At 70.7% G+C, this 24,186-nt stretch carries 20 protein-coding genes and 2 pseudogenes; 14 read left to right on the forward strand and 8 right to left on the reverse strand.

Annotated elements, in window-relative coordinates; all coding sequences use genetic code 11:
• Positions 1-325 (forward strand): annotated as a pseudogene (locus tag RIV14_RS09720) (hypothetical protein); the annotation flags it as partial.
• A 43-nt stretch (positions 326-368) separates the two neighbouring features.
• Here the strand turns inward: RIV14_RS09720 and RIV14_RS09725 are convergent.
• Positions 369-1,094 carry a response regulator transcription factor gene (locus RIV14_RS09725; protein ID WP_075373638.1) on the reverse strand — a complete coding sequence of 242 codons (726 nt, stop codon included), beginning with the start codon at positions 1,092-1,094 and terminating at the stop codon, positions 369-371.
• A gap of 263 nt (positions 1,095-1,357) precedes the next feature.
• On the opposite strand from RIV14_RS09725, the gene RIV14_RS09730 reads away from it, so the two are divergent.
• The 8 genes from RIV14_RS09730 (at position 1,358) to RIV14_RS09765 (ending at position 11,636) form a co-directional block, all read left to right on the forward strand.
• Complete coding sequence (locus RIV14_RS09730; protein ID WP_075373637.1) at positions 1,358-2,731, forward strand: YcaO-like family protein; 1,374 nt, start codon at positions 1,358-1,360, stop codon at positions 2,729-2,731.
• Between the two features lie 67 nt (positions 2,732-2,798).
• Positions 2,799-3,518 carry a cyclodehydratase gene (locus tag RIV14_RS09735; RefSeq protein WP_075373636.1) on the forward strand — a complete coding sequence of 240 codons (720 nt, stop codon included), beginning with the start codon at positions 2,799-2,801 and terminating at the stop codon, positions 3,516-3,518.
• 1 nt (position 3,519) lies between these two features.
• A complete protein-coding gene (locus RIV14_RS09740) occupies positions 3,520-5,349 on the forward strand; it encodes a nitroreductase family protein (RefSeq protein WP_075373635.1) in 1,830 nt (609 codons plus the stop codon).
• A complete protein-coding gene (locus RIV14_RS09745) occupies positions 5,339-6,076 on the forward strand; it encodes a hypothetical protein (RefSeq protein ID WP_075373634.1) in 738 nt (245 codons plus the stop codon). Before RIV14_RS09740 ends, RIV14_RS09745 begins: the two co-directional genes overlap by 11 nt.
• A 195-nt stretch (positions 6,077-6,271) precedes the next feature.
• Positions 6,272-6,475 (forward strand): thiocillin family RiPP, encoded by a 204-nt coding sequence (locus tag RIV14_RS09750; RefSeq protein ID WP_075249105.1) that lies wholly within the window; start codon positions 6,272-6,274, stop codon positions 6,473-6,475.
• Positions 6,476-6,574: 99 nt separating this feature from the next.
• A complete protein-coding gene (locus RIV14_RS09755; RefSeq protein WP_075373633.1) occupies positions 6,575-7,792 on the forward strand; it encodes a PqqD family protein in 1,218 nt (405 codons plus the stop codon).
• On the forward strand, positions 7,789-10,431 hold the full coding sequence (locus RIV14_RS09760) for a lantibiotic dehydratase (RefSeq protein WP_081381907.1): 2,643 nt from the start codon (positions 7,789-7,791) through the stop codon (positions 10,429-10,431). Before RIV14_RS09755 ends, RIV14_RS09760 begins: the two co-directional genes overlap by 4 nt.
• The gene (locus RIV14_RS09765; RefSeq protein WP_309325164.1) at positions 10,428-11,636 is read left to right on the forward strand and encodes a thiopeptide-type bacteriocin biosynthesis protein; all 1,209 of its coding nucleotides are present in this window, start codon (positions 10,428-10,430) and stop codon (positions 11,634-11,636) included. The genes RIV14_RS09760 and RIV14_RS09765 overlap by 4 nt, the downstream gene beginning before the upstream one ends.
• A gap of 743 nt (positions 11,637-12,379) precedes the next feature.
• Here RIV14_RS09765 and RIV14_RS09770 read toward each other — a convergent pair.
• From RIV14_RS09770 to RIV14_RS09780, 3 genes are all read right to left on the reverse strand, one after another.
• Positions 12,380-14,080, reverse strand: a complete 1,701-nt coding sequence (locus tag RIV14_RS09770; RefSeq protein WP_075373428.1) for an ATP-binding protein — start codon at positions 14,078-14,080, stop codon at positions 12,380-12,382.
• A gap of 209 nt (positions 14,081-14,289) precedes the next feature.
• On the reverse strand, positions 14,290-15,735 hold the full coding sequence (purB, locus tag RIV14_RS09775; protein WP_075373427.1) for an adenylosuccinate lyase: 1,446 nt from the start codon (positions 15,733-15,735) through the stop codon (positions 14,290-14,292).
• Positions 15,736-15,740: 5 nt separating this feature from the next.
• Entirely contained in the window at positions 15,741-16,151 is a 411-nt protein-coding gene (locus RIV14_RS09780; RefSeq protein ID WP_075373426.1) for a hypothetical protein, read from the reverse strand.
• A 235-nt stretch (positions 16,152-16,386) separates the two neighbouring features.
• Between RIV14_RS09780 and RIV14_RS09785 the strand changes: the two genes are divergently transcribed.
• Positions 16,387-16,827, forward strand: a complete 441-nt coding sequence (locus tag RIV14_RS09785) for a GNAT family N-acetyltransferase (protein WP_075373425.1) — start codon at positions 16,387-16,389, stop codon at positions 16,825-16,827.
• Positions 16,828-17,002: 175 nt separating this feature from the next.
• Positions 17,003-17,353, forward strand: a pseudogene (locus tag RIV14_RS09790) (helix-turn-helix domain-containing protein); the annotation flags it as partial.
• A gap of 129 nt (positions 17,354-17,482) precedes the next feature.
• Here RIV14_RS09790 and RIV14_RS09795 read toward each other — a convergent pair.
• The 3 genes from RIV14_RS09795 to RIV14_RS09805 form a co-directional block, all read right to left on the reverse strand.
• Positions 17,483-17,818, reverse strand: coding sequence for a hypothetical protein (locus RIV14_RS09795; protein WP_075373432.1), 336 nt, complete (start codon positions 17,816-17,818; stop codon positions 17,483-17,485).
• A gap of 120 nt (positions 17,819-17,938) precedes the next feature.
• The gene (locus RIV14_RS09800) at positions 17,939-18,697 is read right to left on the reverse strand and encodes a siderophore-interacting protein (protein ID WP_075373431.1); all 759 of its coding nucleotides are present in this window, start codon (positions 18,695-18,697) and stop codon (positions 17,939-17,941) included.
• 218 nt (positions 18,698-18,915) lie between these two features.
• Positions 18,916-20,220 (reverse strand): C1 family peptidase, encoded by a 1,305-nt coding sequence (locus RIV14_RS09805; RefSeq protein WP_075373424.1) that lies wholly within the window; start codon positions 20,218-20,220, stop codon positions 18,916-18,918.
• Between the two features lie 101 nt (positions 20,221-20,321).
• Here RIV14_RS09805 and RIV14_RS09810 point away from each other — a divergent pair, with 101 nt between their 5' ends.
• Complete coding sequence (locus tag RIV14_RS09810; RefSeq protein ID WP_075373423.1) at positions 20,322-20,993, forward strand: class I SAM-dependent methyltransferase; 672 nt, start codon at positions 20,322-20,324, stop codon at positions 20,991-20,993.
• Between the two features lie 401 nt (positions 20,994-21,394).
• Here the strand turns inward: RIV14_RS09810 and RIV14_RS09815 are convergent, their stop codons facing one another.
• The gene (locus tag RIV14_RS09815) at positions 21,395-21,760 is read right to left on the reverse strand and encodes a hypothetical protein (protein ID WP_075373422.1); all 366 of its coding nucleotides are present in this window, start codon (positions 21,758-21,760) and stop codon (positions 21,395-21,397) included.
• Positions 21,761-21,939: 179 nt separating this feature from the next.
• Here RIV14_RS09815 and RIV14_RS09820 point away from each other — a divergent pair, with 179 nt between their 5' ends.
• Both RIV14_RS09820 and RIV14_RS09825 read left to right on the forward strand, forming a co-directional pair.
• Complete coding sequence (locus tag RIV14_RS09820) at positions 21,940-22,167, forward strand: hypothetical protein (protein ID WP_075373421.1); 228 nt, start codon at positions 21,940-21,942, stop codon at positions 22,165-22,167.
• Positions 22,164-24,125, forward strand: a complete 1,962-nt coding sequence (locus RIV14_RS09825) for a hypothetical protein (protein ID WP_309325165.1) — start codon at positions 22,164-22,166, stop codon at positions 24,123-24,125. Before RIV14_RS09820 ends, RIV14_RS09825 begins: the two co-directional genes overlap by 4 nt.
• Positions 24,126-24,186: the final 61 nt, after the last annotated feature.

Below are 24,186 nucleotides of genomic sequence, written 5' to 3' on the forward strand. Positions count from 1 at the left end.
CGCGCCCACGGCGCCGTACCCGGTGCCGGGGATTGCCGGGCCGGTCGGGATTGCCGGGCCAGTCGGAGCCGCCCCGGGCCGGGTGGGGACCGACCCCTGGGGCGTGAGAGGAGCGCCGGCCGGTGGCGGCCTGCCGTCCGTGCCCTCCGGCGTCGCAGGCGCCCCTGGGGCCTCCTTCGGGATGCGGGGCTACAACGCCCCTCCCTCCCCGCGCAGTGCCAGGAGACCTGCCCCGTCCTCTCAGTCCAGCACGAGTCCGGCCAAGGTCATCGGCTGGATCCTCTTCGTCCTGCTGTTCATCATCATCCGGGCCCTCAACGGCTGAGACGCGGGGGAGCGAGGGCCCGGCCCCAGGGGCCGGGCGCTCCTCAGGGGGCGGCCGAGCCCGGGGTCGAGCCGCTCGGGGCGCTGGTGGTCGGGATGGTGATGGGGCTGTTGGAGGCGTAGCCGTGCTTGAAGGCCCACACCACGATCTCCAGGCGCGAGACCGTCCCCGTCTTGTGGAACAGGCCGGTGATGTGGGACTTGACCGTCGCCTCGGCGATGGCCAGCAGGGAGGCGATCTTGCGGTTCGAGGCCCCCTCGCACAGAAGACGGAGCACGTCGCGCTCCCGCTGTGAGAGGTGGACGCTGCCGTCCGCGCCGCGCACGGAGGCCAAGGCGTAGTTGATCAGGCGCGTCGTCGGCATCGGGGCCACGACCTTCGCCCCGGAGTGGACCGTTCGCACCGCCGAGATGATCTCCTCGGCGGGCGCGCTCTTGAGCAGGAAGCCGCTGGCGCCGGCCCCCAGGCTCTGCAGGAGGTCCTCGTCGGTGTCCACCGTGGTCAGCAGAATGACCCGGGTCGACGGCGAGAGGCGGAGCACCTCCCTGGTCATCTCCACGCCATCCATGTGCTCCATATGGACGTCGGTGATGAGGACGTCGACCTGGTGCGACTGCAGAAATCGCAGGACGGCGCGAGGTGAACGCGATGCGGTGAGGACCTTGAAGTCCTCGACGTCGGAGAAATAGGACTCCAGATGGGCCAGGGCCATCGCGTCGTCGTCGACCAGGGCCAGGCCGACACAATCGGGAGAAATCTGGGAAGACATGAGTCTCCTTGGGCAGATGTGTGCAGTCCGCGATCAGTGGGGGCGCGGTCTGCTGGGAACAGTGAACAAACTACCTGAAGAAAGAGATCCGCCGTGTAAACATCCCAAGACGCGCCCCGACGAAAGGCGGAGTGGGCCATCCAAACGGCGAGGAAAGCAGTAGATCAAAGGGCGATGCGAGACGCCGGTGGATTCCGGCAGGCTCTTGGCCAACGGCACTTCCCCAAGTGTGCCTCCTCTGTCGTTCCCAGGAAGGAGGGTCCGTGTACCGCTCTGCGCTCGTTGAGGGCGTCGCGCCATCACTGGCTCGCGCTGCGTCACTCGAGTCTCCCTTCGGCCTGGTTTCCCGTTCCACCGAGCTGCCCCAAGCGGCCGGAGAGCCGGTCTTCGCGATCTGGACCGGTCTTCTGGGTGATCCCTCTGAGGCGCTGAGGTCACAGCGCACCTGGAATCACCGTGCCGAGGCGGGCAACTTCGACGGGGCCGGCGGGGCCATCGACGCCGATCGCGCCAGACACATCGCGATCGTGGAGACGATGGAGCGCTACTCCAGCTGCTCATGGACGGAGGAGGAGCTGGTGTGGGACACCCCCGCCGGTCTCGGCGAGGCCGCGATCGGGCCGGAGCGCTGGCCGGCATGCTCGGCCACCGAGCTGGCGGACCCCGACTGCGGACTCATTGCCCCAGACCCCCGCGTCCCCCTGCGATGGGTGCGCGGCTGGTCCCTGACCCGCGGTCGTGAGGTCTTCGTCCCAGCGGTGCTGACATACCTCAACTTCCCGGTGCGCACTCCCTCCGAGCAGTTCGTCAACCCCATCTCCACCGGCACCGCCGCGCACTCCGACCTGCGCGAGGCGGTCCTGGGTGGCCTGCTCGAGGTCATCGAGCGCGACTCCATCGCACTGACCTGGCTCCAGCGCCTGCGCCTGCCCGCGATCGCCGTCGACCCCTCCACCCTGGGGGAGGTCGCCGCCGAGTACCACCGGGTCGGCACCTCCACTGAGCTGAAAACCCACCTGTTCGACGCCACCACTGACTACGGCGTCCCCACCCTCTACGCCGTCCAGACCTCCCAGGTCGACCCCGAGCTGGCCCAGGTGGTGGCCGCCACCTGCGACATCGACCCGCAGCGGGCGCTGGCCAAGATCTACCGCGAGCTCGCCTCCTTGCGCATCGCCCTGCGCAGCCACGCCCGCGGCCCGCGCGCCCAGGAGATCAAGGGGCAGGACCTCACCGTCGTCGGTGGCGCCCTGGCCGACGCCGAGCTGTCCATGCGCCACGTCTTCGACTTCCTTCTGGAGGGGGAGCGGCCCGTCCACGCCCTCGATGAGATCGGCACCCTCACGGCGTCCAGGCCCGGCGCCGGCGGCAGTGCCGGCCCCGACCCGCTCGAGCAGGTCGTCGCCAACCTGGAGCGGGCCGGTGCCGAGGCCATCGTCGTCGACATCACCACCGATGAGGCCCGCCAGGTCGGCATGCACGTCATCAAGGCCCTCATCCCCGAGGCCATGCCCCTGTCCTTCAGCCACCACGCCCGCTACCTGGCCACGCCCCGCCTCTACCAGGCGCCCCGGGCGATGGGCCTGACCGTCCACGACGAGGCGGGGATCAACCCCGTGCGCCAACCCTTCGCCTAAAGCCATGAGCTTGACGCCCGCACCACCGTCCACCTCACCGACCGACACCCAGGAGCCCCGACCCGACATGAGCACGACGCCGCCCGCACCCGCTGCGCAGCCGGTACAGCAGCCGGCACCGCAGGCCCCCACGGGGCCGGTGACGGTCTACCTGCCCCAGGGCGGGTTCGCGCGCGCCGTCGCCGCGCGGCTCGCCGGGGACGGCGACGTCGTCATCCCGGTCGACCAGGGACTGGTCAGCGCCTACATCCCCTACGCCGACCGCGCGGTCCTCATCGCCGACCCCGACCAGACCGGCCTGCGCGAGGACCTTGACACCCTCTCCTTCACCCGGTCCATGCCCTCCCTGGGCCTGGAGCTGTTCCCCACCGAGCTGCGTTGCGGACCGCTCGTGGTCCCCGGCCGCAGCGCCTGCTACCGCTGCTACGACCGGCGCCGCCGCCAGCACGGCTACCGCCCCCTGCCCCCCGAGGTCCTCTCCGAGCACGGCCCGCTGGAGCAGGCCTACGCCCACCACCACGTGCTCCTGGGCGCCGGACTCATCTCCCTGGCCCTCCAGACCCTCGACGCCCCCGGCCCCCAGGAGCCGGCTGCGCAGAGCACCGACGACGTCGCCCCGATCGGCGGCCAGGTGTGGACCATCGACCTCGTCTCCGGCATCACCACCTGCTCGCCGACCGTGGCCGTGGACCGCTGCGAGACCTGCTCGGGACGCTACGAGGGCCGCCGCGACGGCCTGCCCGCGCTCGCGGCCCTCCTGCCCGAGCGACGTGAGGAGGTGGCCTGAGATGGCCCGGGACACCACAGGCTCCGTCATGCGCGCCGGCGACGTCGGCCGCGCCGCCCGCCGCGACCTGCAGTTCCGCATCCCCCGCAGGCCCGTGGTGCGTCTGGGCCTGCGCGCCCGGCCCGAGGAGGCCGGCTGGATCATCGACGGCGCCCGCAAGAGCCAGGTCCTGGGCGGGGCCTTCGCCCGCGAGCACATGGGCCCCCTGCTCCAGGCCTGCGACGGCACCCGCACCCTCGACGAGATCGGCGAGGTCACCGGCATCGGCCCCCAGGCCGCCTTCGAGGCCGTCTCCCTGCTGTGGACCGGCGGCATCGTCGAGGAGGGGGACACCGAGCCCGCCCCCGGCGACCCGGCGCCCGAGCTGGCGCGGCTGCTTTCCCGCCTGGGTGACTCCACCGGCGTCAACGACTCCTGGCAGGACGCCGCCCGCCGCCTGGCCGCCGCCCGGGTCGCCGTCGTCGGGGACGCCGAGCTGGCCGGAGAGATGGTCGCCGCCCTGGAACCCACCCTGCCCGAGGTGCGGCTCGACAGCGCCCCCCGCCGCGGGGACACCCTCACCGTCCTCATCGAGACCGCCGACTCCACCGACCGCTCCCAGGAGGTGGCGCGCCGCTGCCGGGAGGAGGGCATCGCGCTGCTGCGGGTGCGCGCCGAGCAGGAGGCGGTGACGGTCGGCCCCTACGTTGACGAGACCTTCTCACCCTGCCTGGCCTGCGCCTGCGCCGACGAACCCGAGATCGGCCCGCGCCCCGAGGCCGCCCGCCACGACATCGTCGTCGGCCTGGCCGCCCGGGCCGTGGCCGCCCTCATCGCCCGCGCCACCGTCACCCACCTGCCCGGGGACGCGCGGCGCACCGACCTGGCCACCTTCACCTACTCCGACCGCCCGGTCGTCTCCCGCCCCGGCTGCCCCGTCTGCTCGGTGGCCGGGCAGGGCGAGGAGTCGGTGCCGGTGGCGCCCTCGGCCCCCGTGGGGGCCCGCTACGAGCAGTCCGTGGCCATCCCGCCGGCCGCCTTCGTCGACTCCAAGGGCCACCAGCAGCACTACAAGCCCTCCAACCTGCGCCTCCAGCGCGAGTTCCGCGACTGGCCGGTCTGCCCGCGCACGCCCCTGCCACCGGCCGACCTGGAGCGTCTCGACCAGCCCTGGCCGATCACGCACCCGCTCACCGACGACGGTTCCGGGCCCGACGTCGTCGCCCACCCCACCCTGGGCGAGCTCGCCACGATCCTGGCGCTGTCGGTCGGTGTACGCGAGCCGCTCGGCGAGCCCACCGGCCGGGAGCAGGCCGAGGCCGCCCAGGCCCCGCTGAGCGCCAAGCTGCGCCGCTGGACGGCCGCCGGCGGCAACATCGGCTCGGTGACCGCCTACGTCCTCGTGCCCGAGCGCGGGCAGGCTGGCCAGGAGGCCACGGAGGCGGCCGGGCAGCGGCCGGCCCCCGGCACCTACGTCTACATCGAGCGCGACCATGCCCTGGCCCTCATCGGGCCCGCCCCCTCGGCGGCGGACACCGGGCCGGACGCAGGGACTGATGCCGCGACGGACGCCGGGGCGGAGCCCCTGCCCGACGGCGTCGGCGCCCGCATCGTCCTGACCGGCAACGTGGACAAGGTGGCCCGCAAGTACTTCTCCTTCGCCCTGCGCATCGCGGTCCAGGACTGCGGCTGCTCCTTCGAGGTCATCCGCCTCGTCGCCGACGCCCTGGGAGTGCCGCTGCGCGCCCGGGCCCGCTGGGACGAGCAGCGCATCGCCCGGGCACTGGGCACCGACCCCGCCCGGGAGCCGGCCTGCATCGTCGTCGACCTGGGAGGCCGCTGTGCGCACTGACTTCGAGACACTGCGCGAGCTCGTCGCCGGATTCTCCGCCGGATCGGGCACTCGCCCCGCCGAGCCGACCTCCGACGGCCTGGCCGCGCGCCGCCCGCGCCCGCCGCTGGACTGCCAGGTCCCGGACGCGCTCGTCCCCGGCCCCCAGGCCCCCTACCCCTACAGCCTGCGCCAGACCTTCGAGCGCCGTTCGTCGTCGACCACCTACGGCACCGAGCCGCTCGAGGCCGAGCCCCTCCTGGGCATGGTCCGAGACGCCTTGGCCGACGACGCGCGCACCTGGGGCCAGGATGCGGCGGCCTGCCCCCTGGAACCCTTCGTGCTCCTCCTGCGTCCGCGCGGCGCCGAGCCGGGCATCTACCGGGTGCGGCTCGACGGCGTCGACCTCGTCCGCCCCCTGCCGCCGGCCGAGGAGATCGAGGGCATGACGGTGCAGAAGGAGTTCGCCCGCGCCGGCGCCATCGTCTCGGTGGCCGCCAACCTCGATGAGGCCGACGCCTGGGGCGGGGCGGCCGGCTACCGCTTCACCATGAGCCGCAGCGCCGCCCTCATCTACTCGCTGCACCTGCGCGCCGCCGCCCGGGGGCTGGTGGGGACGGTCTTTGCCGGCTTTGCCACCTCGGCAGTGCGCCACCTGCTGGACTCCGACGGCGTCAGCCGCCACCAGATGTTCGCCGTCACCATCGCCAGTCCGCAGACAGAATCGCCTGATGAGGCGGCCGGCTAGCCCCGGCCCACCACCCGCGAGCGCCGGCGGCCCGCCGCCCGCCAGACGGACCCAGAACTGCATACCGCGCCACAGAGTTCCACAGACCACCCCGTCCGCGGGGTTGGGGTCCGGTCCCGGCAGACCGGACCCCCGGGGCCCCGAGGGGCCCCGCTCCTGCCCACAAGACATCTGAGAGAAGGAGGTGAACAGCATATGACGAACAGCGCAATCGATCTCACCCTCGCCGACAGTGACTTCGGCGTCGAGGAGCTGCCCGAGGGCAACGCCCTGGGTTGTGCCTTCTGCAGCGCCAGCGCGTCCTGCCCGGCCTGCGCCGCCTCGGCCTCGTGCCCGGCCAGCGCGGCCTCGGCCTCGTGCCCGGCCTGCGCGGCCAGCGCGTCGACGACGTCCTGCTGACGACCCCCATGGTGGCGGGTAGGGGACCGGGGTCCCCTACCCGCCACTGGTGGTACCCCGGAGCCCCGCGAACCGACCTGAGGGAGCCAAGAGCCCACGATGAGTACGGTGATGAGTACGGCGAGGACAACGCCGACGATCCCTGCAAGCCGCCCGACGAACCCGATCCCGCGCCTGCGCCGCGGCGTGAGCCTCATCGTCGGGATGGACAACCAGCCGATGCTGTTCGACTCCGACTCGGGCAAGTACCACCGGCTCGGCGCGGCCGCCGCCTTCATCGTCAACCAGTTCGACGGCGTGCGCCCCCTGCCGACCATCATCGAGGAGCTGCCCCAGGACATTGACGAGGCGGGTGCCAAGCGCATCACGGGCCTGGTCGACAACCTGCGAGACAAAGGCCTCCTGGCGGGCGGCGAGCCCGACCCCGCCGCACCCGACGCTCCGGCGCGCACCAGGCGCAGCCGCGGACGCCACACCGCCCAGCCCCGCCAGGCCCGCCACCTCAAGGTCGAGAGGCCCCGCCGCAGTGGGGGCTGGTGGCTGCCCCGCATCATCATCGCTCGCAAGTACCACCGGGTCGTCGCCCCGATCGTCACCCTGCTCCAGCGCCTGCCGGCCCCCGCGCTCAGCTGGGTCTTCCTGGCGCTGGCCGCCTGCGGGTACGTGGCCGGGGCCATGGCGCTCAGATCCCTGGCCGGGGGGCCCCGCCCGGGGGTCGTCGTCTTCATCGCGGCGGTGGCGATCCAGCTGGTGAGCATCCTGCTGCACGAGTCCTGGCACGCCATTGTGGCCGGCTACCTGGGCACCCCCATCCGCGGACTGGGGGTGGCGCTCATGTTCTGGGCGATCCCCATCGCCTACGTCGATCGCACCGACTCCTACCGGGTGCGCTCCCGGCGCGGACTGACCATGCTGGCCCTGGCCGGTATCTTCTCCGACGGCGTCGTCTGCGGACTGGAGGCGGCCGTCGCCTGGGCCTCGACGGGAATGGTGCGTCAGGTGGCCCTGACCCTGTGCGCCTTCCAGCTCACGATGCTCATCACCAACCTCAACCCCCTCACCCAGTCCGACGGTGTCGCCGCCATCGAGGCGGCCACCGGATCGGTCAACCTGCGCGGGCGCTCCATGTTCGTGCTGCGCTGTGTCCTGAGGCGCCAGCCCCTGCCGCCCGCCTTGGCCGTCATGCGGCCCGCGGTGCGCTGGGGCTACTTCATTTACGGGCTGGCATGCTCTCTTCTCGGGCTGCTGGCCTTCGTGATGAGCATTGTATGGATAGGCTACTGGCTGTACGCCCTCTTGAAAGGTTTCCTCCTATGACGCAGCCGGTTCTCTCTCGTGCCGGTGCCTCCCCCTCCCAACAGCCACAGCCGCAGCCCGTATCCGCCGTGACCCCCGGGGAGCCCATCTCATCCGCTCCGTCCTCCGCCGTACCAGCGCCGGTACCGGCACCGGCGCCGGAGCCCCCAGCCCTGGCTCAGCCCGCCGTGGCCCTGCCGACCCTCGTGCGCCTGGGCGGTCTTCCGGTGCGGGCCGTCCCCGAGACCAGCGCCGCCGTCATCGGCACCCTGGACTACCTGCGCCGGCTCGACGAGGTACTCGACGGCGCCGCCGACCAGCTGCTCGACCCGCTCTACGAGATCATCCCCACCCTGGACAAGGCCGAGCGCCGCCCGGTCCTGCGCGCTAAGCGCCGCGTCTTCCAGGGGCGCGCCACCGACCTGTCCGAGGAGGTCCTGGCGGCCCTGCCCGCTTCGCTGCGCGCGCTGCTGGAGCGGTGGGACGCCCTGGTGGCTCGCAAGGAGGAGACCCGCGCCCGTCTGGCCGTCCTGGTCGACGTCGACCTGGATCGCAGCCGCGAGCTGCTGGCGGCCGGCCTCGACGAGCCCGGCTACCAGGAGGCCCTGGCCATCGCCGCCCCGGCCCTGGTCTCCACCCTGGCCGTCCGCGGCCGCCGGCTCGAGGACCCCCGCGTCCTGCGCACCCTCTACACCCTGGCCACCCGGGCCGCCCTCAAGACCAGCCCCTTCTCGGGACTGACCACCGTCAACGAGGCGGGACAGCCCGCCACCGGGCGCAGCCATCGCATGGTGGCCACCCACCTGGCCTACCGCATCCTGAGCGCCACCGCCCAGGAGCTGGACCCCGACAGCGCCCTCTACCTCGAGCCCGCCCCCGTGCGCCAGGCCTACAGCGCCGCTCCCGGCCCGGACGCGGCCAGCGCCTACGGCCAGTACCCCTCCCGGGAGGCCGAGGCGGAGGCGCTGACCGTCGTCGGCGAGCACGAGTACGGCAACGGCATGGTCTTCCGCCAGGAGACCATCCAGCCGGCCCGCTGGCTCCAGGAGACCCACGACGCCCTCACCGGCGGCGGCATGCACGCCGTGCTCAGCGTGCGCGACGCCTGCGAGCGCGTGGGCGGCGCCGACCCGCGCCTGCGCCTGGAGCGGCTGCTGGCCTCCGGCGCCATCGTGCCGCACGTGCCCTGGTACCGCGGGGAGAACCCCTTCCCGCTGCTGGCCGCCTCGCTCTCACCGGAGCAGCAGCGCCAGTGGGGCAAGGACCTGGCCTGGCTGGCCCGGCTCGACGACGCCGTCGGCGCCGCCGACGCACCCGGCCGCGCCGAGCTCCTCAACCGCACGGTGCGCCTGGCCGAGCGCGTCTTCCCCGACGGCGAGCTCGGCGAGCGCCCCAGCGGCTTCCTCTACGAGGACCGCGAGTCGACCCGCAGCTGGGTCGACCCCCTCCAGGACGCCCCCTTCGAGCAGGACGTCAAGACCCTGGGCGAGCTCGCCGACCCCTGGGTGGCCCGCTCCCACATCTACGACCTCATGGTGTCCCGCTTCGTCTCCCTGTTCGGAAGCGGCGGGGTGTGCAAGGACCCGCTGGCCTTCTTCATGACCATCTCCCACGCCCCCGACGGCGACCAGGAGATGCTGCGCACCGCCGGGCTCGACTACGCCGCCGGCCCCGATGAGGAGCGCGCCGCCCTGTCCGGCGGGCTCTCCGGCTCGCCCAGGCACCTGGGCGCCTTCCTCCAGCCGGTGGCCCCCAGCGCCCGGACCTACGCCGCCGGCGGGGGCCTGACCGTCGTCAACGCCTTCACCAACGCCAACGGCTCCCTCCAGGCCCGCTTCCACCGGCTCCTGGGCTCCGGCTTCCGGGAGCGCCTGGCCACGCGGATCCGCACCGCCTGGGGCACCGAGCGGGTCCTAGAGATCCAGGCCAGCACCGAGTGCAACACCGGCCAGGCCGTCTCCTGCGGGCTCCTGCCGCCGCTGGGCCTGCCCGGTGAGCCAGGGGCGCCGGACGCGGTCCCCCTCAGTTCCCTGCGGCTCGTCCACGACCCGGCCACGAGCACCCTGTTCCTGGCCGACGACGCCGGGCCCGTGGGACTGGCCTACCTGGGCCTGACCCCCCAGTACCTCCTGGGCGGCTACCTGTCCTGGCTGGTGCTGCTGAGCGACCCCTGGTCCCGGCTGCCCCCGTTCGCGGACCACTGGACCAGCCGCCGTCGGGACCTGAATGGGCCCCTGCCCGACGAGGTGATGCACTCCGAGCGGGCCGTGGCCGGCCGCCTGGTGACCCGCCGCGAGTCGTGGACCTTCCCGGCCCACCAGATCGCCCCGCTCATGGACCGCGACCTGACCACGACCCTGCTGCACATGGACGACCTGCGCAAGCAGTGGGGCATACCGACGGAGGTGTTCGTCCACCAGCACATGCCCTCTCAGGGCGCCACCTTCGACCAGCACAAGCCCCGCTACGTGGACCTCACCTCGCCGGTGTCGCTGCTGGCGCTGCGCGGCTGGATCGACCCCGGCGCCGCTCACATCAGCTTCGTCGAGGCGCTGCCGGCCCGCGGCCAGGCCCTGGGGCTCACCCAAGACGGTGAGTCGACGGTGGTCGAGTACCTGGTGGGACTCCAGTGGCCCAAGAACCTGGGAGGCATGGCATGAGCACCCACGACGACGTCCAGTCCAACCGGCGCGAGCAGCGCAACCAGCCCAGTCGGCTCACCCGCTCCCGCAGGCTGCGCTGGCTCGGCGGGCGCTCGCGGGCCAGTGAGCAGGAGGAGCGCTCCGGGCAGGTGAGCCAGGTAGGCCAGGTGGGCCAGCCCAGTCAGTCTGGTCAGGCCGGACTGGTCGGCCTGGGGGGCGCGAAGCCGCAGGCGGGTGGCTCGATCCCGGGGATCCAGCCCCTGGAGATGGCGGCCGCCGACTTCGGTAACCTGCGCGCCCAGCACAGCGCAATGCGTCAGCGGGGTTCGGCGATGGCCGGTCAGCGTGAGAGTGTCGGCTGGCTGTACGCGCGGATCTACTGCGCCGGCGGGGATGACACCGACGCCCTTCTTCCCGAGGTCTCCCAGTGGCTGGCCCGGGCCCGCGGCCAGTGGGACGTCCGCTCTGCGCACTTCCTGCGCTTCGTCGACCTGCGGGGCCACCACATCCGGCTGCGCCTCAAGGCCGTTGAAAGCGTCCTGGATGAGGCCTACGCGAGCATGCGCGAGCTGGGGGCCGTGGCCCAGCGGACCGAGGCGCGCACGGTGGAGCGGCTCGTCTCCGACCCGATGACCGGGGGGATCGGCGCCAGCCGGCCCGGCATCACCTTCGGCGTCTACGGCCCCGAGTACGACAAATACGGGGGAGTGGCCGGCGTCGAGGAGGCCGAGCGCCACTTCTACGTCTCGAGCCGATGGTGCCTGGACCACCAGGTCTGGCAGATTCCGCGGCCGGTGCCGCGGGCGGCCCTGGCGGCGCGGTTCCTGGCGCTGGCGGCCCGCAGCGCGCCGCTGCCCGAGGCCGAGCTGCTCTCCGCCCACCTGCGGATGTGGGGCTCGCGGCTTCCCGCGCACCTGCGCGACGGCAGCGCCCTGGGTCCGATTGTTCAGCAGCTGCTGGAGGTCATCGAGTTCCAGTTCGATGAGATCCCGTCCTGGAGCCAGGCGGCTGCGGCCGTGGGTGAGCTGGCCGACGACGCCGGGCGCGCCATCGGCGTCATGGGGGCGGGCACCGGCGGGCGCCGAGCCCTGGACCTGCTGCACATCGACGTCAACCGGCTCGGCCTCAACCCGGCCGAGGAGTGCATCGCCGGGCTGTGCGCCCGCCAGCTCCTGACCGGGGGCGCCGTGCCCCCAGCCCAGCCCTCAGCCGCCGTCGGGTAGCCGGGCGCCGCACCGCCCGGGAGCCCTGAAACGCGCGAAGTGTCCACAAGAAGGGCCCTGATTGTCGATGAAGGGCCTGAAAGTGTCCATGAAGTGTCGATGAGGTGTCGATGAGGTGTTCATGAAGGACCGTGGAGTGTCGATGAAGGACTGGAAGTGTCCACGGTGCTGACGTCAGCGCTGCACTGACCTCCCAGCCTGAGAAGAAACCGCAAGATTCCAACGATCTGTGTCGGGCGCTTCGAGGGCTGGCGCGCTGATGTCAGCACTGTGGGCACGTGGCTGTGCGGGGACTGGGTCCGCCAGGGTCTTGGCGGCGCGTCCAAGCTCTCTCACCTCGGGGGCAACCCCACCGGTCCTTGCCCGGCCCCTTCCAGCGCTCGCGCAGGGGACCCAGAAGTCATGGTTCGACGATGATCTGAGCCCGGGTCTTCCTCAGAGCGGCCTACTGCACGAGGGTGGGGGTGTACTGGTCGGGGGTTGTGCGTACTGCACGAACCCCCGGACCCTGCGGAGTACACCCAACCCTCTGCCAGTGGATCCCGACCCTCGTGCAGTTCGGGAGGTGTCAGGTCTGATAGCCGGGCTGAGGCTCTGATCGAGCCCGACCCTCGCCCCTGGCGAGGTGCGGGAGCGGTGCGTGGGTCGGCGTTTACTGCCCGGCCGGCGGCTCCGGGGCCAGTACCGGACCCGCCCGCGGCCCTCAGTGTCGACGTGGGAGACGAGCACAGCGGGCGCGCCCATCAGGCGCGGTGGTACGTGGTGGTGGTGTCACCTCGACGGCCGTCCTTCTCAACGAATCCGGCCTCCTCGAGATGTTTGAGCGCGTACGTCACCTGGCGTGGGGACAGGCCTGTGGCCTCGACGATCTGCTGGCGTGCATGTGGCCCGGCCTCAAGACTGGCCCAGACGGCGGGCGCATTGGTGGACAGGGCGGAGATCTCGGCGGGAACAGTGATGTCCTTGGCGCCGGAAGCCGGTCGAATGCTGTCGGAGGCCAGAACATAGGAGGTGGAGCCGCGTTGTCCTCGGGCCTCGGCATAGCCCCGGTTCGCCAGCTCCTGAAGCTGACGACGGGCCTGCTGGGAGTCACAGCCAAAACGACGGCGATAGGAGGAGTTCGTCCATGACTTTCCGTGCCGCATCTCGACCAGTGCGTGGCGCTGCTCGACGCCGAGGCCCTGGGCTTCAAGGCCGGACAGCCAGGTGAGATCCTCAGGCGAGAGGAGGGCGCTTCGGAAAAGCAGAGCCGTGAAGCGCACGCCGGTGTCCTGAAAGCGGACGGGCTCCATGTCCGCCTCTCGCAGGGTGCGACGGACCTCCCGAATACCGGAGCCCAGGCCTTCGATCACGCGCCGTCCCTCGTAGTCCGTGGCGAAGGTGCAGATGGTGTAGAGGTGCTCGTTGACCGCAGACTTCCCGTCCCGTGTGCCGAGCTGATCCACGCTCAGCCCCCACAGACCACCCGGGCTGGAGATGATGAGGCGGTCGTGCAGCAGACGAATCTCAATCCCTTTCGACAGCGCGGGCTCGGAGAGGTCTCGGTGGACGAGAGCGTTGGCGATGAGCTCGCGAACCGCGACGAGCGGGAACTCGTGGACATCGTGGCCATGTCCGTCATCCCCGAACTGGATGCGTGTCTGCGTGGTGCGTGCGACCCAGTCGACGGCGTCGGTAAGCATCTGAGGCAGGGGGCCCGCGATTGTGAGCCGATCTGTTGCCCTGACCGCGTCATTCGTGTCGGTGACGGCGGCGGTGATGGACAGGCCGGGGAACTGCCTCTGGGGATAACGGCCCAGCGCGTACAGCCCTGCCCGGGTCGCCTCTCCGTCCTCAGTGAGGATGTTCAGGTTGAGGAGGACCTCGGTATCAGACTGGCCGCTGAGTGCGGTGGAGCCGGTGCGAACCGCTCGGAGAAAGCGCTGAACCAGATCGTTGTCGAGGCTGTCCACGGAGGTACCGGGAACGGCAACGGAGTCCTGCCGAGGACGTCGGTGGCGCAGAAGGAGCTGCTGCTCCTCCTGCTGCGACATGCGGTAGTCGCCGTCGTACTGGCGCAGGTACGCCGCCCCCGTCTCCCTCCACCGGCATGGCTTGCTGTTGACGGGAACTTCCTGCACGTTGGCGGCGACGACGGTCTTGCCCTCAACGGTGATGGCGTGCGTATCGACAGCGATCTCAACGGAGAAGCCCTGACGAGCCTGGGAGACGAGGGCTTGCTGGAGCTCGTGCGGGTCCTGGACTCCGACGACGGAGACCGGATCCTCGCTGACGCCCAGGAGGATGGTGCCGCCCCCAGGAAGATTCGCGAAGGCCGACAGCGTGGGACCGAGGGCGCTGCGGGAGTACTCGGAGAACGTCTTCGCCTCGATCTCAAGGCAGTCGCCGCCCTCCAGCGCCAAACGAGCGAGGGCTTCCGTGAGGTCAGTCAGATCGACAATCACATGTCAATTGTACATGGAGTGTCGATGAAGGGCTCTAAAGTGTGCATGAAGTGTCGATAAGGTGTTCATGAAGGACCGCAGAGTGTCGATGAAGGGCCCGAAAGTGTCGATGAGCGACCATGGCTGTCGATGAAGGTCGTCATGTGTCCATGAAGGAGCCGACGCCCAGCCGACGGCTCCAGGGGCAGTGCCGGACCCGCCCGCGGCCCTCAGTCGTCCAGGTGGGACACGAGCTCGGCGGCCAGACCCGTGTAGGTGGCGGGAGTCAGGGCGAGCAGCCGCGCCTCGACGTCGTCGGGCATGCCGAGCCCGGAGATGAACTCGCGCATCGCCTCGGGCGTGACCTTCTTGCCGCGGGTGAGCTTCTTGAGGCGCTCGTAGGGGTCGGCCATGCCGGTCGCCCCGGCGACGGCGGCCGCCCGCATGGCCTGCTGGACGGGCTCGCCGAGCACCTCCCAGGTCGCCTCGAGGTCCTCCTCCAGGCGGGTGCGGTCGACGTCGAGCCCGGCCAGGCCCCGGCGGATGTTGTCCACGGCCAGCAGCGAGTGCCCCAGGGCCACGCCCACGTTGCGCTGCGTGGTGGAGTCGGTGAGGTCGCGCTGGAGGCGGGAGGTGACGAGCGTGGCGGCCAGCGTGTCCAGCAGCGAGCAGGAGATCTCCAGGTTGGCCTCGCCGTTCTCGAAGCGGATCGGGTTGACCTTGTGCGGCATGGTCGACGAGCCGGTGGAGCCCTGCGCGCTCAGGCGCTGGTGGAAGTAGCCCAGCGAGATGTAGGTCCACACGTCCGTGGCCAGGTTGTGGGCGATCCGGTTGAAGCGGGCGACGTCGGAGTAGAGCTCGGCCTGCCAGTCGTGGGACTCGATCTGCGTGGTCAGCGGGTTCCAGGTCAGGCCCAGGTGCTCGACGAAACCGCGGCCCACCGCCTGCCAGTCGGCGCCGGGCACGGAGACGACGTGCGCGCCGAAGGTGCCGGTGGCGCCGTTGATCTTGCCCAGGTACTCGGTGGCCTCGACGTGGCGCACCTGGCGGCGCAGCCGGTGGGCCAGGACCGCCAGCTCCTTGCCGAGGGTCGTGGGGGTGGCCGGCTGGCCGTGCGTGCGCGCCAGCATGGCAGCGTCGGCATACTCGTGGGCCATAGCGGCCAGGTCCTCGACCAGCCCACGGGCGGCTGGCAGCCACACCTGCTCGACGGCGGCGCGGATCGTCAGGGCGTAGGAGAGGTTGTTGATGTCCTCGCTGGTGCAGAAGATGTGGACGATCTCGCTGACCGTGGGCAGCACGGTGGGGCCGCCGTCGGCGCCGACGACGCCGGGGGCCTGGGCGGCCGCGGCCAGGCGCCGCTTAAGGAGGTACTCGACGGCCTTGACGTCGTGGCGGGTCTCGGCCTCGATGGCGCCGAGCTCGGCGATCTCCTCGGCACCGAAGTCCTCGACGACGCCGCGCAGGTAGGCCTTCTCCGTCTCGCTCAGGCGGGGGGCGCCGGGCAGGACGCCGCCGTCGGTGAGGTGAATGAGCCACTCGACCTCGACCTGAAGGCGGGCCCGGTTGAGCGCGGCCTCGGAGAGGTGGTTGACCAGCGGGGCGGCAACGGCGCGGTAGCGGCCGTCCAGAGGGCCCAGGGCAATGGCGGGGGAGACGGCGGAGAGATCGACCATGCCGCTCATTGTGGCAGGTCGGCACCAATCTCTGCGAGCGGGGCGTCCTGGGCGGTGACGAGGACAAGCTGCGCCTCGGGGCGGCGCCGGCGGCAGGCGGTCACAACGATGTACAGCAGGATGCCGGCCGACGGCAGATTGATGGCGGCGGCGGGCTCATGACTGTAGAGGCCGTGGCCGAGCAGGGCGGCCGCCAGCCCCAGGCCGATGACAGCCAGGGCGAGGACCGAGGGGCCCGGGATGCGCTGCGAGGGCTCGGCGCGCTGAACGTGCTGGGCCTGGAGGAAGATGAGACTGACCGTCAGCAGGCTCAGAGGCGTCAGGAGGGAGGTTTCCCAGCCGAACAGGCCGCCGCCGACCGTCAGGGCCAGGACAGTCGTGGCAAGCGTGAAGACGACTGGAGGGAGGAGTCGCATGGGATGACCTTCTAGGGTGGACATGGTGGGGAATGGTATGACCGGGCAAAATACTGCCGGATTCTTGTGCCATTTTCAACAAGTGGTCCGTCATCGTTGGCGGGGAGCACTACCCAGTTGCCGTCACCCTATTACGGCATGCCGTCCCTGGAACTGTGAGATTAGCCCTGACCAGGGAGAATGCAATGTGTCCGTGACGCCATAGCTGCCGTGCGGGTCAGTGGATAATGCGGTTATGACGACGGGCCGGGTCCAGCACGGAGCGGCAGTCAGAGTTCTGGTGGAGCAGGACCTGGCCAGTGAGCAGATGCTGGCTCTTATGCGCGAGGCCGCGGGACTGCCCGACGCCGAGCTGCGCAGGATCATTGCTGAGGAGCTAGTGCTCATGGAGGTCGTGGGTACGGGCCCGCGGGGCGCGCCCACGTCGGTAGCTGCCTACGTGTCTCGACCCGATGGCGTCGTGTTGGAGTACATTGCCGTGGCTACGGGGCTACGTGGCGACGGAATCGGGCGGGCGCTCGTTGATGCCCTTGCCAGTGCGTCGGGGCAGGTTGTCGCCGAGACCGACGACGACGCCGTCGGCTTCTACCGGGCGCTCGACTTCGATATCGGCCCTGCGCCGTTGGACCCGCGCTGGCCGGGGCGCCGCCGCTACCGATGCGTGCGGCGGTCCTGATTCCGAACGGCGCATGTCGAGGACTGCGTTTCGCCCCGAGGACGTCCTTCTCCTCCAAATGACGCGTCTCCGTCCCCAGCCGTCTGGGGGACAGCGCAGTCCTCGCGCCGGAAGTACGTCCTCGACCGACGTCGTCGCAGGGCCCGAGCGGCTGGTTGTGCCATATGTTGACCTCATGGGTCGCTTTCGCACTGATGACGCACCGGCACTTATTCGTGCTGCGCGTCTGGATGCAGGGCTCTCCCGGGTTCAGTTGGCCCAGCGTGCCGGCTTGAACGAGTCGGTCTTGACGCAGGTGGAGTCCGGGGCGCGTGCGGTGTCCGACGAGCTGCTCGAGGCGGTGCTGCGCGCAGCCGGTTACCGGCCGTCACTCCCACTTGCCATGCAGGCCGATAAGATCCTCGCCTGTGCCGAGTCTCATGGCCTCAGCAACCTCCGCGTTTTCGGATCGTCAGTCCGTGGGGAGGATGACGTCGACTCTGACATCGACCTTCTGGTCACGCCGTCGACCAGTACCGACCTGTTCGATCTGGCCCTGTTCGTCGATGACGTTGAGAGACTCACTGGGTTCCCTGCCGACGTCGTTTCCGACTCCCCCTACCTGTTCAGCTGGCTGGCGCTGCACGAGAGGCGGTGCCGCTGTGAACGAGGAGCGTCAACGGGCTCGCTTGACCCCGCGCACCAGGACGTAGCCCAGCAGGCCCAGCGCAGGCAGGGCAAGGAGCGCGACGACGTCGGACCGGTACAGGCCGCGCGCGACAATGAGCCCGGAAAGGATGACTCCGACGGCCCCCAGCAGCCGGACGCCCGACGGCGGCAGGCTGCGCTCACCCGGACCCGAGTTCTGGGCTTGCAGCAGGACGAGGCCGAGCAGGAGCATGCACAGCGATGAGGTGAGGCTGTTGAGCTGCCACCCGAGCAGCAGGCCCCCGATTGAGGTGACCAGGACGGTCAAGGCGAGGACAAGAATGGCGAGCTTGATGAGTCGCATGGCGAGCACCTCGGCGAACGGGTTGCGGTAGCAAGCGTCCTTAGTCTAAGCCGGTGCCCTGCTCGGAGGCCGGCCGGTGGTGAGGGTGAGTCGACTCCGGCCAGGCTCAGGGCTCGGGCCTCAGGTCTCGGGGGCTGCGCCCGGGGCGCCGTCGCGGGTCCAGTAGCCCTGGTGCTGGATACTGCGCCGGCTCAGGCCGGAGGCGATCAGGTGGCGCCGCACCGCCTTGGTGGCGCTGCTCTCCAAGGCGATGAAGACCCAGTCCAGGGCCAGGTCCCCGGTGTCCGCCCACAGGGTGCGGTCGACGGCGGCCAGCAGCCTCTCCTCGGAGGCCTCGGGATTCACGCGGATGAGCCGATGGTCGCGTGCGGCCAAGGGGAGGAAGCCGACCTCGGGAGCCAGCATGACGACGGTGACCAGGCTGCTCGGCGGGGAGGCGGCGACGGCGTCGGCGAGCGCGGGCGCGGAGGCCTGGTCACCCACCAGCAGCATCCGGTCGCCGGGGGAGGGCATACGGTAGCTGGTGCCACCCATGAGCTGGACGGACACGGTGGCTCCGGGCCTGACGTGCTTCGACCACTGCGACGCCGGACCGCTGGGCTCGTGGTGCAGGACCAGGATGATGGCGGTGGCCTGCTCGCGGTTGATGCGGGTGATGGTATAGGCGCGCTGATGCTGGCGGCCGCCCTGCGGGATCCACATCCGCACCCAGGCCGTGGGTGGCAGCATGGCGGCGCTGGGGCCCAGCAGGCTCGGGCAGTGGACGGTCAGCTCTGTGTAGGGCGCCAGCTCGCGCACCCCGGTCACCGTGAGCTTGTGCTCCGGCGCCCGCAGTGCCTTGAGCACTGTGCCTTGGAATCCCCTCCCACCACGTGCCATGAGCGTGTCCGCCTCTCGGTTGTCTGATCCCGTGCTCAGGCGAACCATAACCGCAATGGTTGAAGGCTTGCTTAGGGCCTGCTGCTGAGAACACTGGAGAAAATGCCGAAAGAATTCCGGTGGTGGGCGGGGTGGCGTCTGGCGGGCCCGGGAGTCGGTGGCCGGGAGCGGGGCGCCGTCGCGGGAGTGCCTGCGCCGGCGAGGCCCCGCCCACCGCCTCAGGCCATCGGGTCCCAGCTGGGCAGCATGACGGGCTCGGCCTCCAGGGCGGCGCGGACCTCCTCGGGCAGGCGGCTCGCGCGCACGACGACCTCGAAGACGTACTCGTCGAACCAGGAGTCGCTCATCGTGTGGAAGCCCTTGTCCCCGAGCTTGTCGCCCCAGGAGTTCTCCACCCGCCAGCGCCGTGGGGTGCCGTCGACCAGGTCGACGCCGGTCAGGCACATGGCGTGGGTGAGCGCGGACTCGCGCGCTACCAGCCGCTCGGCCTTCGTCATCGACAGGTCCACCCCGTACAGGCCCTCGTAGTCGTGCAGGGCGGCGTCCCAGATCCCGGCCTTCTTGTCCCGCTGCTTGGCGACGTCGCAGGCGAACCACACCGGCTCGCCGTCCTGGATCGCGGAGATCGCGGCGGCCTTGAGCACCTCCAGCTCGGCGGTGACGTGGTCCTGGACCGGTTCACCCACCATGACGTCGCTGCGGCCCATGCCGTAGCGCGTGTTGACCGCGATCTCGGGGCGCGGGTCGTGGGCCAGGACCACGAACTCCTCCACCCCGGTGACGTAGCGCTGCGCGAACTGCCGCGGCGTGAGCGCCCCGACCCGGTGAAACTCCTTGTTCTTATCGCGGTACTGCCACACGAACTCCTCGGGCGGGGTCCCCAGGTGGATGCACAGCATCCGGTGAACCTGCTCCAGGGCCGTGAGCCGCAGCGGCTCGGGGTCGACGCCGTCGGCCACCGCGGTCCGCAGGCGCAGGGCCGTGCGCCGCAGCAGCGTGGCCAGGTGCTCATTCATCGCCTCGGAGTTACCGGCCGAGACCGTGTCCGGCATGGCGTAGGCCGGCACGATCCCGTACTTGGCCACCAGGCGCGCGAACTCCGGCCACCAGCCGCCGTCGGGAACGGGGGAGTACAGGGAGTCGACGACCTCGCGGTCATCCAGGGGACGGTCCGCCTCGACGATGACGCGGGTGAGGAAGGCGTTGGCCTTTTCCAGCTTGTCGTAGAAGAAGGGGAAGGACTGGCTCAGCTCCAGGGAGTCGAGCTCGAGCTCCTTGATCATGGAGGCGCGCAGCACGTTGAGGCCGGCGAAGGCCCAGCAGCGCCCCGACCGCTTCTGGTCGGTGATCGAGGCGTCCGGGACGAGGTCGGACACGGAGGTGTCGATGGAGGTCACCACGGCCCGATCCAGGCAGACCTGCTCCACGTCCGTGGTGGCGACGGCGTTTCCGGCCAGGCGGGCGGAGGGATCGGCGAGGAAGGCGGCATTGCGCTGGGCGACCCAGGAGGTGTCGATCGTCATGGCTCAGAGGATAGATCGGCGGCGCCCTCCCGTCCCCGCCGGCCGCTGGGCGCCGTCGCCGGACGGCCTGCCGGGCGACCCGACGTCGGTAGGATCCAGGCATGACGCAGCCCCGCCAGCAGCACTCCGGCCCGCAGCCCGACGCCGCTCACGCCGCTTCCCGCTGGGAGGAGCGCTACGCTGCGGTCGAGCAGCTGTGGTCGGGCCGCCCCAATGACTGGCTGCCGGAGCTCGCCACCGACTGGAGCCCCGGGACCGCCCTGGAGATCGGCTGCGGCGAGGGAGCCGACGTCCTGTGGCTGGCCGAGCGTGGCTGGCAGGTGGTCGGGCTGGACCTGTCCGCCACCGCCATCGGGCGTCTGACCGGGCAGACCGAGCGGCTCGGGGTCGCCTCGCGCGTGACCGGCCGCGTGCACGACGCCGGAGACGGCCTGCCGGCCGGCCCCTTCGACCTGGTGACGAGCTTCTACGTCCACGGCGGGCACGAGCCGGGCTCCCTGGACCTCGTGGCCCTCCTGCGCGACGCCGCCGCCCGCGTCGCCCCCGGCGGGCACCTGCTCACCGCGGTGCACGCCGTCAACCCGCCCTGGCACACCCACCACGCCCGGACCTACACGGCCGCCGAGCTCCTCGAGGGCCTGGCCGAGGCGACGGCCGGCTGGCAGGTCGTCGTCGGCGAGGAGCGAGACCGGCAGGCGACGGGGCCCGACGGCCAGGAGGGGCACCGTGCCGACGCCGTCGTGTGCCTGCGCAGGCCGCCAGCCTCGGTTTGATGGACGAGCCGTGGGAACGGCCCCGAAGAAGTCCCGGAATATTCTGGATAATCGCCGGAATGTGGTGCAGGCAACGCCAAAACGGCGGAATGGCGCCTATTTCTCAGCGTGTTCATAGGGGAATTCGGGGGGTCCGCTCAGGATCGGTGGGTTACATAGTTACTGCCGCCGGACGGAACCGGTCACGAGGGTTGGGGAGCCCGATGACTGGCAGGTCTCCGAGTCTGGAACGGGTCTTAGGGAGCCCGGACCGGACGTTCTGGTGAAGGAGGTCCTGCCTCCCCGGCCTTATGGGAAGCCGGGTAGCAGGAGGACCTCGCGAGGCTTGGGCCCGCGGTCCGGGAGGCCGGACCGCGGGCCGAGTCCTTTGTCGAGGAGGTGAGCCTGAGGCCTGGCCACCGTCAGCTCGTCGAGCCTTTCTCCCGGTGCGTGGTCCACCAGTTCTCGAGCATGAGCCTGCCCCAGGGGGTGGCGTCGTAGAGGAGCAACCTGTCATCGGGGCCGTCCACGGTCCAGAGACTGTCCGCGCGGATGAGGTCGGTGCCGGTCGGGTCGCCGTCGCGGGGGTCGGGCTCATACGTGAACGGATTGGCCAGGAACAGGTCGATCATGTTGCTGGAGGACAGCCAGGTCAGAATCGCCCGAGTCCGCTCGACGGCGGCCTCGGCGTCGAGGTTCTCCATGTCTCGCACGGTGTTGAAGGCCTCGATGCCGCTGGTCTCGCACTCCGTGCCCATGAAAAGAAGCTCCTCCGTTGTGGGATCCATGTGCGGTTCTCCTTCCCCGGGGGACGTCGTGAGTGGGCGTCGGCATGGATCCTCCCATCTGGTCACTGGTCGCGCAGGTGTGTGGCTCGCCGGGGGCCACAGGCGCCGGAGTGCAGGTCTGATCCACAGGGCTGCAAGCCGGCGCTGCGGCCGCCTCGGGGGCGCCCTACCGTCGAGTCATGTCTTTCTCACTGTCACGCTCCAGGGCGGACTACGACACCGCCGTTACTCAGTTCCCCACGTCGGTCCCCGCCAGCTGGGTGGGGGCGGACTCCACCGCCTGCCAGACGATGCTCACCAATGTCTCCGGGCTCCTGACTGCGCTGGCGACGCGCTATGACACGGCCGCCTCCAAGGTCGGTGTCGTCGAGTCACGCGACTCATCGACTGAAACGAGCTCATCATGAGCCCGGTTGCCATGGACGGCTCCAGCGGCCCGTACCCCGCTTGGAAGCAGGATCCCCACGCGACGAAATCACCGGCCTCCTCATCGGCGCCCCCGAAGCCCAAGACTCCTCCCGCCTCGGCTGCCCCGGAGGATAGTGGCCACAACTGGATCATGTGGGGTGTGGGCCCCGCGGTGGTGGTGGCGGGCGGCTCCGTCTCCGTGAACACGGCTGACCTCGACTCCCTGGCCAGCAGTCTCACCTCGGCAGCCGGATCCCTCGATGACGCGCGAACACTCGTTGCCAACGCGGCCACCGAAGTGATTGCGGCACCGCCTCCGTCCGTTTCCCCGTCTAGTACTCCTAACCCGTTCCTGGGTGGATTCGATATGGAGAAGCTAGTCGCTCTTCAGGCCCTGGATGCGTTGAGCACCGGGCCGGGGTCGCTCCATGCCGTCGCCGATACGCTGCGCGGCATCGCCTCTGACGTCACCGCCTGCTCCCAGGCCCACGCCCTGGCCGAGGGGAAAGCCGCTCCCGTCAATGATCTTGTGGGACCCGTGGATGTTCGGGCCTTCGACTCCGGCCTCCTGAAGATGGCGTTGGGGGCCGCCACCGTCACACAGTTCCCCACGATCTCAGCGCTGCTGGCGTCCTCACCGGCGATGAGCTGGCTGCTCTACAAGCTGGTGGAGGATAACGAGGACGGACAGGCCACCGTCGAGGTCCTCCAGCTCCTGCTCAGCGACCCGACCACCGAGCAGTGGGTCAAGGAGGACCTCGTCAGGATCGTCCTGCTGACGCAGTGGCTCAAGAACGCCAAGACCGGGCGGGAGACCGCCACGGTCCAGGCCTACCTCCAGCAGGTCTCACAGCGCCTCGACCCCTGGGCGAAGCAGCGCCTGCCCGGGCAGGTCGCCGTCGGGACTCAGACCGTCGACACCAAGAGCCTCACACCCATGCAGCGCGTCGCCATGGTCCTGGGTGCGAACGCCGCCGCGATGGGGGCGGGGGTCTACGGCACCCAGAGCGGCATCACCGTCACCCCCGTCGGCGGCACCGGATCCACCGTGCTCCCGCCCGCCGCCAAGGACCCCTTCGGGCTCGCCAGCGCCGTGAATCCCGGTATGACCGGCAAAGGCAAGGAAGCCAAGTCCCCGCAGAGCATCTCCGAGACCATCACCCACTGCCAGGAGGTGCAGTCCTCGAAGAACTCCCTGGGGCAGGGCTACGAGGAGGCCGGGGTCATCTCCATCCAGCGGGTCGAGCACGCCGACGGCCGTGTCTCCTGGGTCGTCTACGTTCCCGGCACCACCGACTGGACCTCTGGTGACGGCGAGCCGCAGGACCTGCTCACCAACCTCGAGGCCGTGGGGGGCACGCCCACCGCCATGGAGAGCGGCGTCGTCACCGCCATGCGCCAGGCCGGCATCCAACCGGGGGAGGAGGTCGCCCTCTACGGCCACTCCCAGGGCGGAATCACGGTCTCCAACATCGCCGCCGACCCCGCGATCCAGGAGCGTTACAACATCACCACTGTCCTCACCGCCGGCTCCCCCACCGCGGGAGCCGACATTCCCGACGACGTCCACGCCCTCCACCTGGAGAACACCGGCGACGCCGTCCCCGGGCTTGACGCCGCCCCCACGCCCACCGGCCCCAACCGGCAGGTCGCCATGCTCGACACCCACCAGATGAGCACGAACGGCTACCCGCACGCCTCCTCCGCCTACGCCCAGGCCGCCGAGGGGCTGGAGGACAAGGCGCCCGAGCTGGCCGACTGGAACACGTCCTTCTCACACGCCTCGGGCGCTGGCGAGCAGGGGACGACCACCACCGAGTACACCTTCGCGATCCAGCGCAACACCGACCCCAACGGGATCTACAAGGGCGGTACCACCTACCAGGGCAAGGTGCCGTCGGCGCAACCCTCCTACCCGCGGCCCACCCCGCCCCCGCAGCCGACGGGCGAGCACTAGGTGTGTGGGGTCATGACGCTGGTGACATGTGCCGGCATCAGCTGAGCCGTCCGGCGCACCT

The sequence above is a fragment of the Actinomyces acetigenes genome (assembly GCF_031296635.1).
Taxonomy (GTDB): Bacteria; Actinomycetota; Actinomycetes; order Actinomycetales; family Actinomycetaceae; genus Actinomyces; species Actinomyces acetigenes.

What these genes read in the sequence shown, in the direction of transcription:
- RIV14_RS09765 (WP_309325164.1), top strand. Translation starts at nt 10,428, where the DNA reads ATGAGCACCCACGACGACGTCCAGTCCAACCGGCGCGAGCAGCGCAAC.
- RIV14_RS09815 (WP_075373422.1), bottom strand. Translation starts at nt 21,760, where the DNA reads ATGGATCCCACAACGGAGGAGCTTCTTTTCATGGGCACGGAGTGCGAG.
- RIV14_RS09760 (WP_081381907.1), top strand. Translation starts at nt 7,789, where the DNA reads ATGACGCAGCCGGTTCTCTCTCGTGCCGGTGCCTCCCCCTCCCAACAG.
- RIV14_RS09755 (WP_075373633.1), top strand. Translation starts at nt 6,575, where the DNA reads ATGAGTACGGTGATGAGTACGGCGAGGACAACGCCGACGATCCCTGCA.
- RIV14_RS09810 (WP_075373423.1), top strand. Translation starts at nt 20,322, where the DNA reads ATGACGCAGCCCCGCCAGCAGCACTCCGGCCCGCAGCCCGACGCCGCT.
- RIV14_RS09795 (WP_075373432.1), bottom strand. Translation starts at nt 17,818, where the DNA reads ATGCGACTCATCAAGCTCGCCATTCTTGTCCTCGCCTTGACCGTCCTG.
- RIV14_RS09820 (WP_075373421.1), top strand. Translation starts at nt 21,940, where the DNA reads ATGTCTTTCTCACTGTCACGCTCCAGGGCGGACTACGACACCGCCGTT.
- RIV14_RS09825 (WP_309325165.1), top strand. Translation starts at nt 22,164, where the DNA reads ATGAGCCCGGTTGCCATGGACGGCTCCAGCGGCCCGTACCCCGCTTGG.
- RIV14_RS09735 (WP_075373636.1), top strand. Translation starts at nt 2,799, where the DNA reads ATGAGCACGACGCCGCCCGCACCCGCTGCGCAGCCGGTACAGCAGCCG.
- RIV14_RS09800 (WP_075373431.1), bottom strand. Translation starts at nt 18,697, where the DNA reads ATGGCACGTGGTGGGAGGGGATTCCAAGGCACAGTGCTCAAGGCACTG.
- RIV14_RS09780 (WP_075373426.1), bottom strand. Translation starts at nt 16,151, where the DNA reads ATGCGACTCCTCCCTCCAGTCGTCTTCACGCTTGCCACGACTGTCCTG.
- RIV14_RS09740 (WP_075373635.1), top strand. Translation starts at nt 3,520, where the DNA reads ATGGCCCGGGACACCACAGGCTCCGTCATGCGCGCCGGCGACGTCGGC.
- RIV14_RS09785 (WP_075373425.1), top strand. Translation starts at nt 16,387, where the DNA reads ATGACGACGGGCCGGGTCCAGCACGGAGCGGCAGTCAGAGTTCTGGTG.
- RIV14_RS09750 (WP_075249105.1), top strand. Translation starts at nt 6,272, where the DNA reads ATGACGAACAGCGCAATCGATCTCACCCTCGCCGACAGTGACTTCGGC.
- purB (WP_075373427.1), bottom strand. Translation starts at nt 15,735, where the DNA reads ATGGTCGATCTCTCCGCCGTCTCCCCCGCCATTGCCCTGGGCCCTCTG.
- RIV14_RS09725 (WP_075373638.1), bottom strand. Translation starts at nt 1,094, where the DNA reads ATGTCTTCCCAGATTTCTCCCGATTGTGTCGGCCTGGCCCTGGTCGAC.
- RIV14_RS09805 (WP_075373424.1), bottom strand. Translation starts at nt 20,220, where the DNA reads ATGACGATCGACACCTCCTGGGTCGCCCAGCGCAATGCCGCCTTCCTC.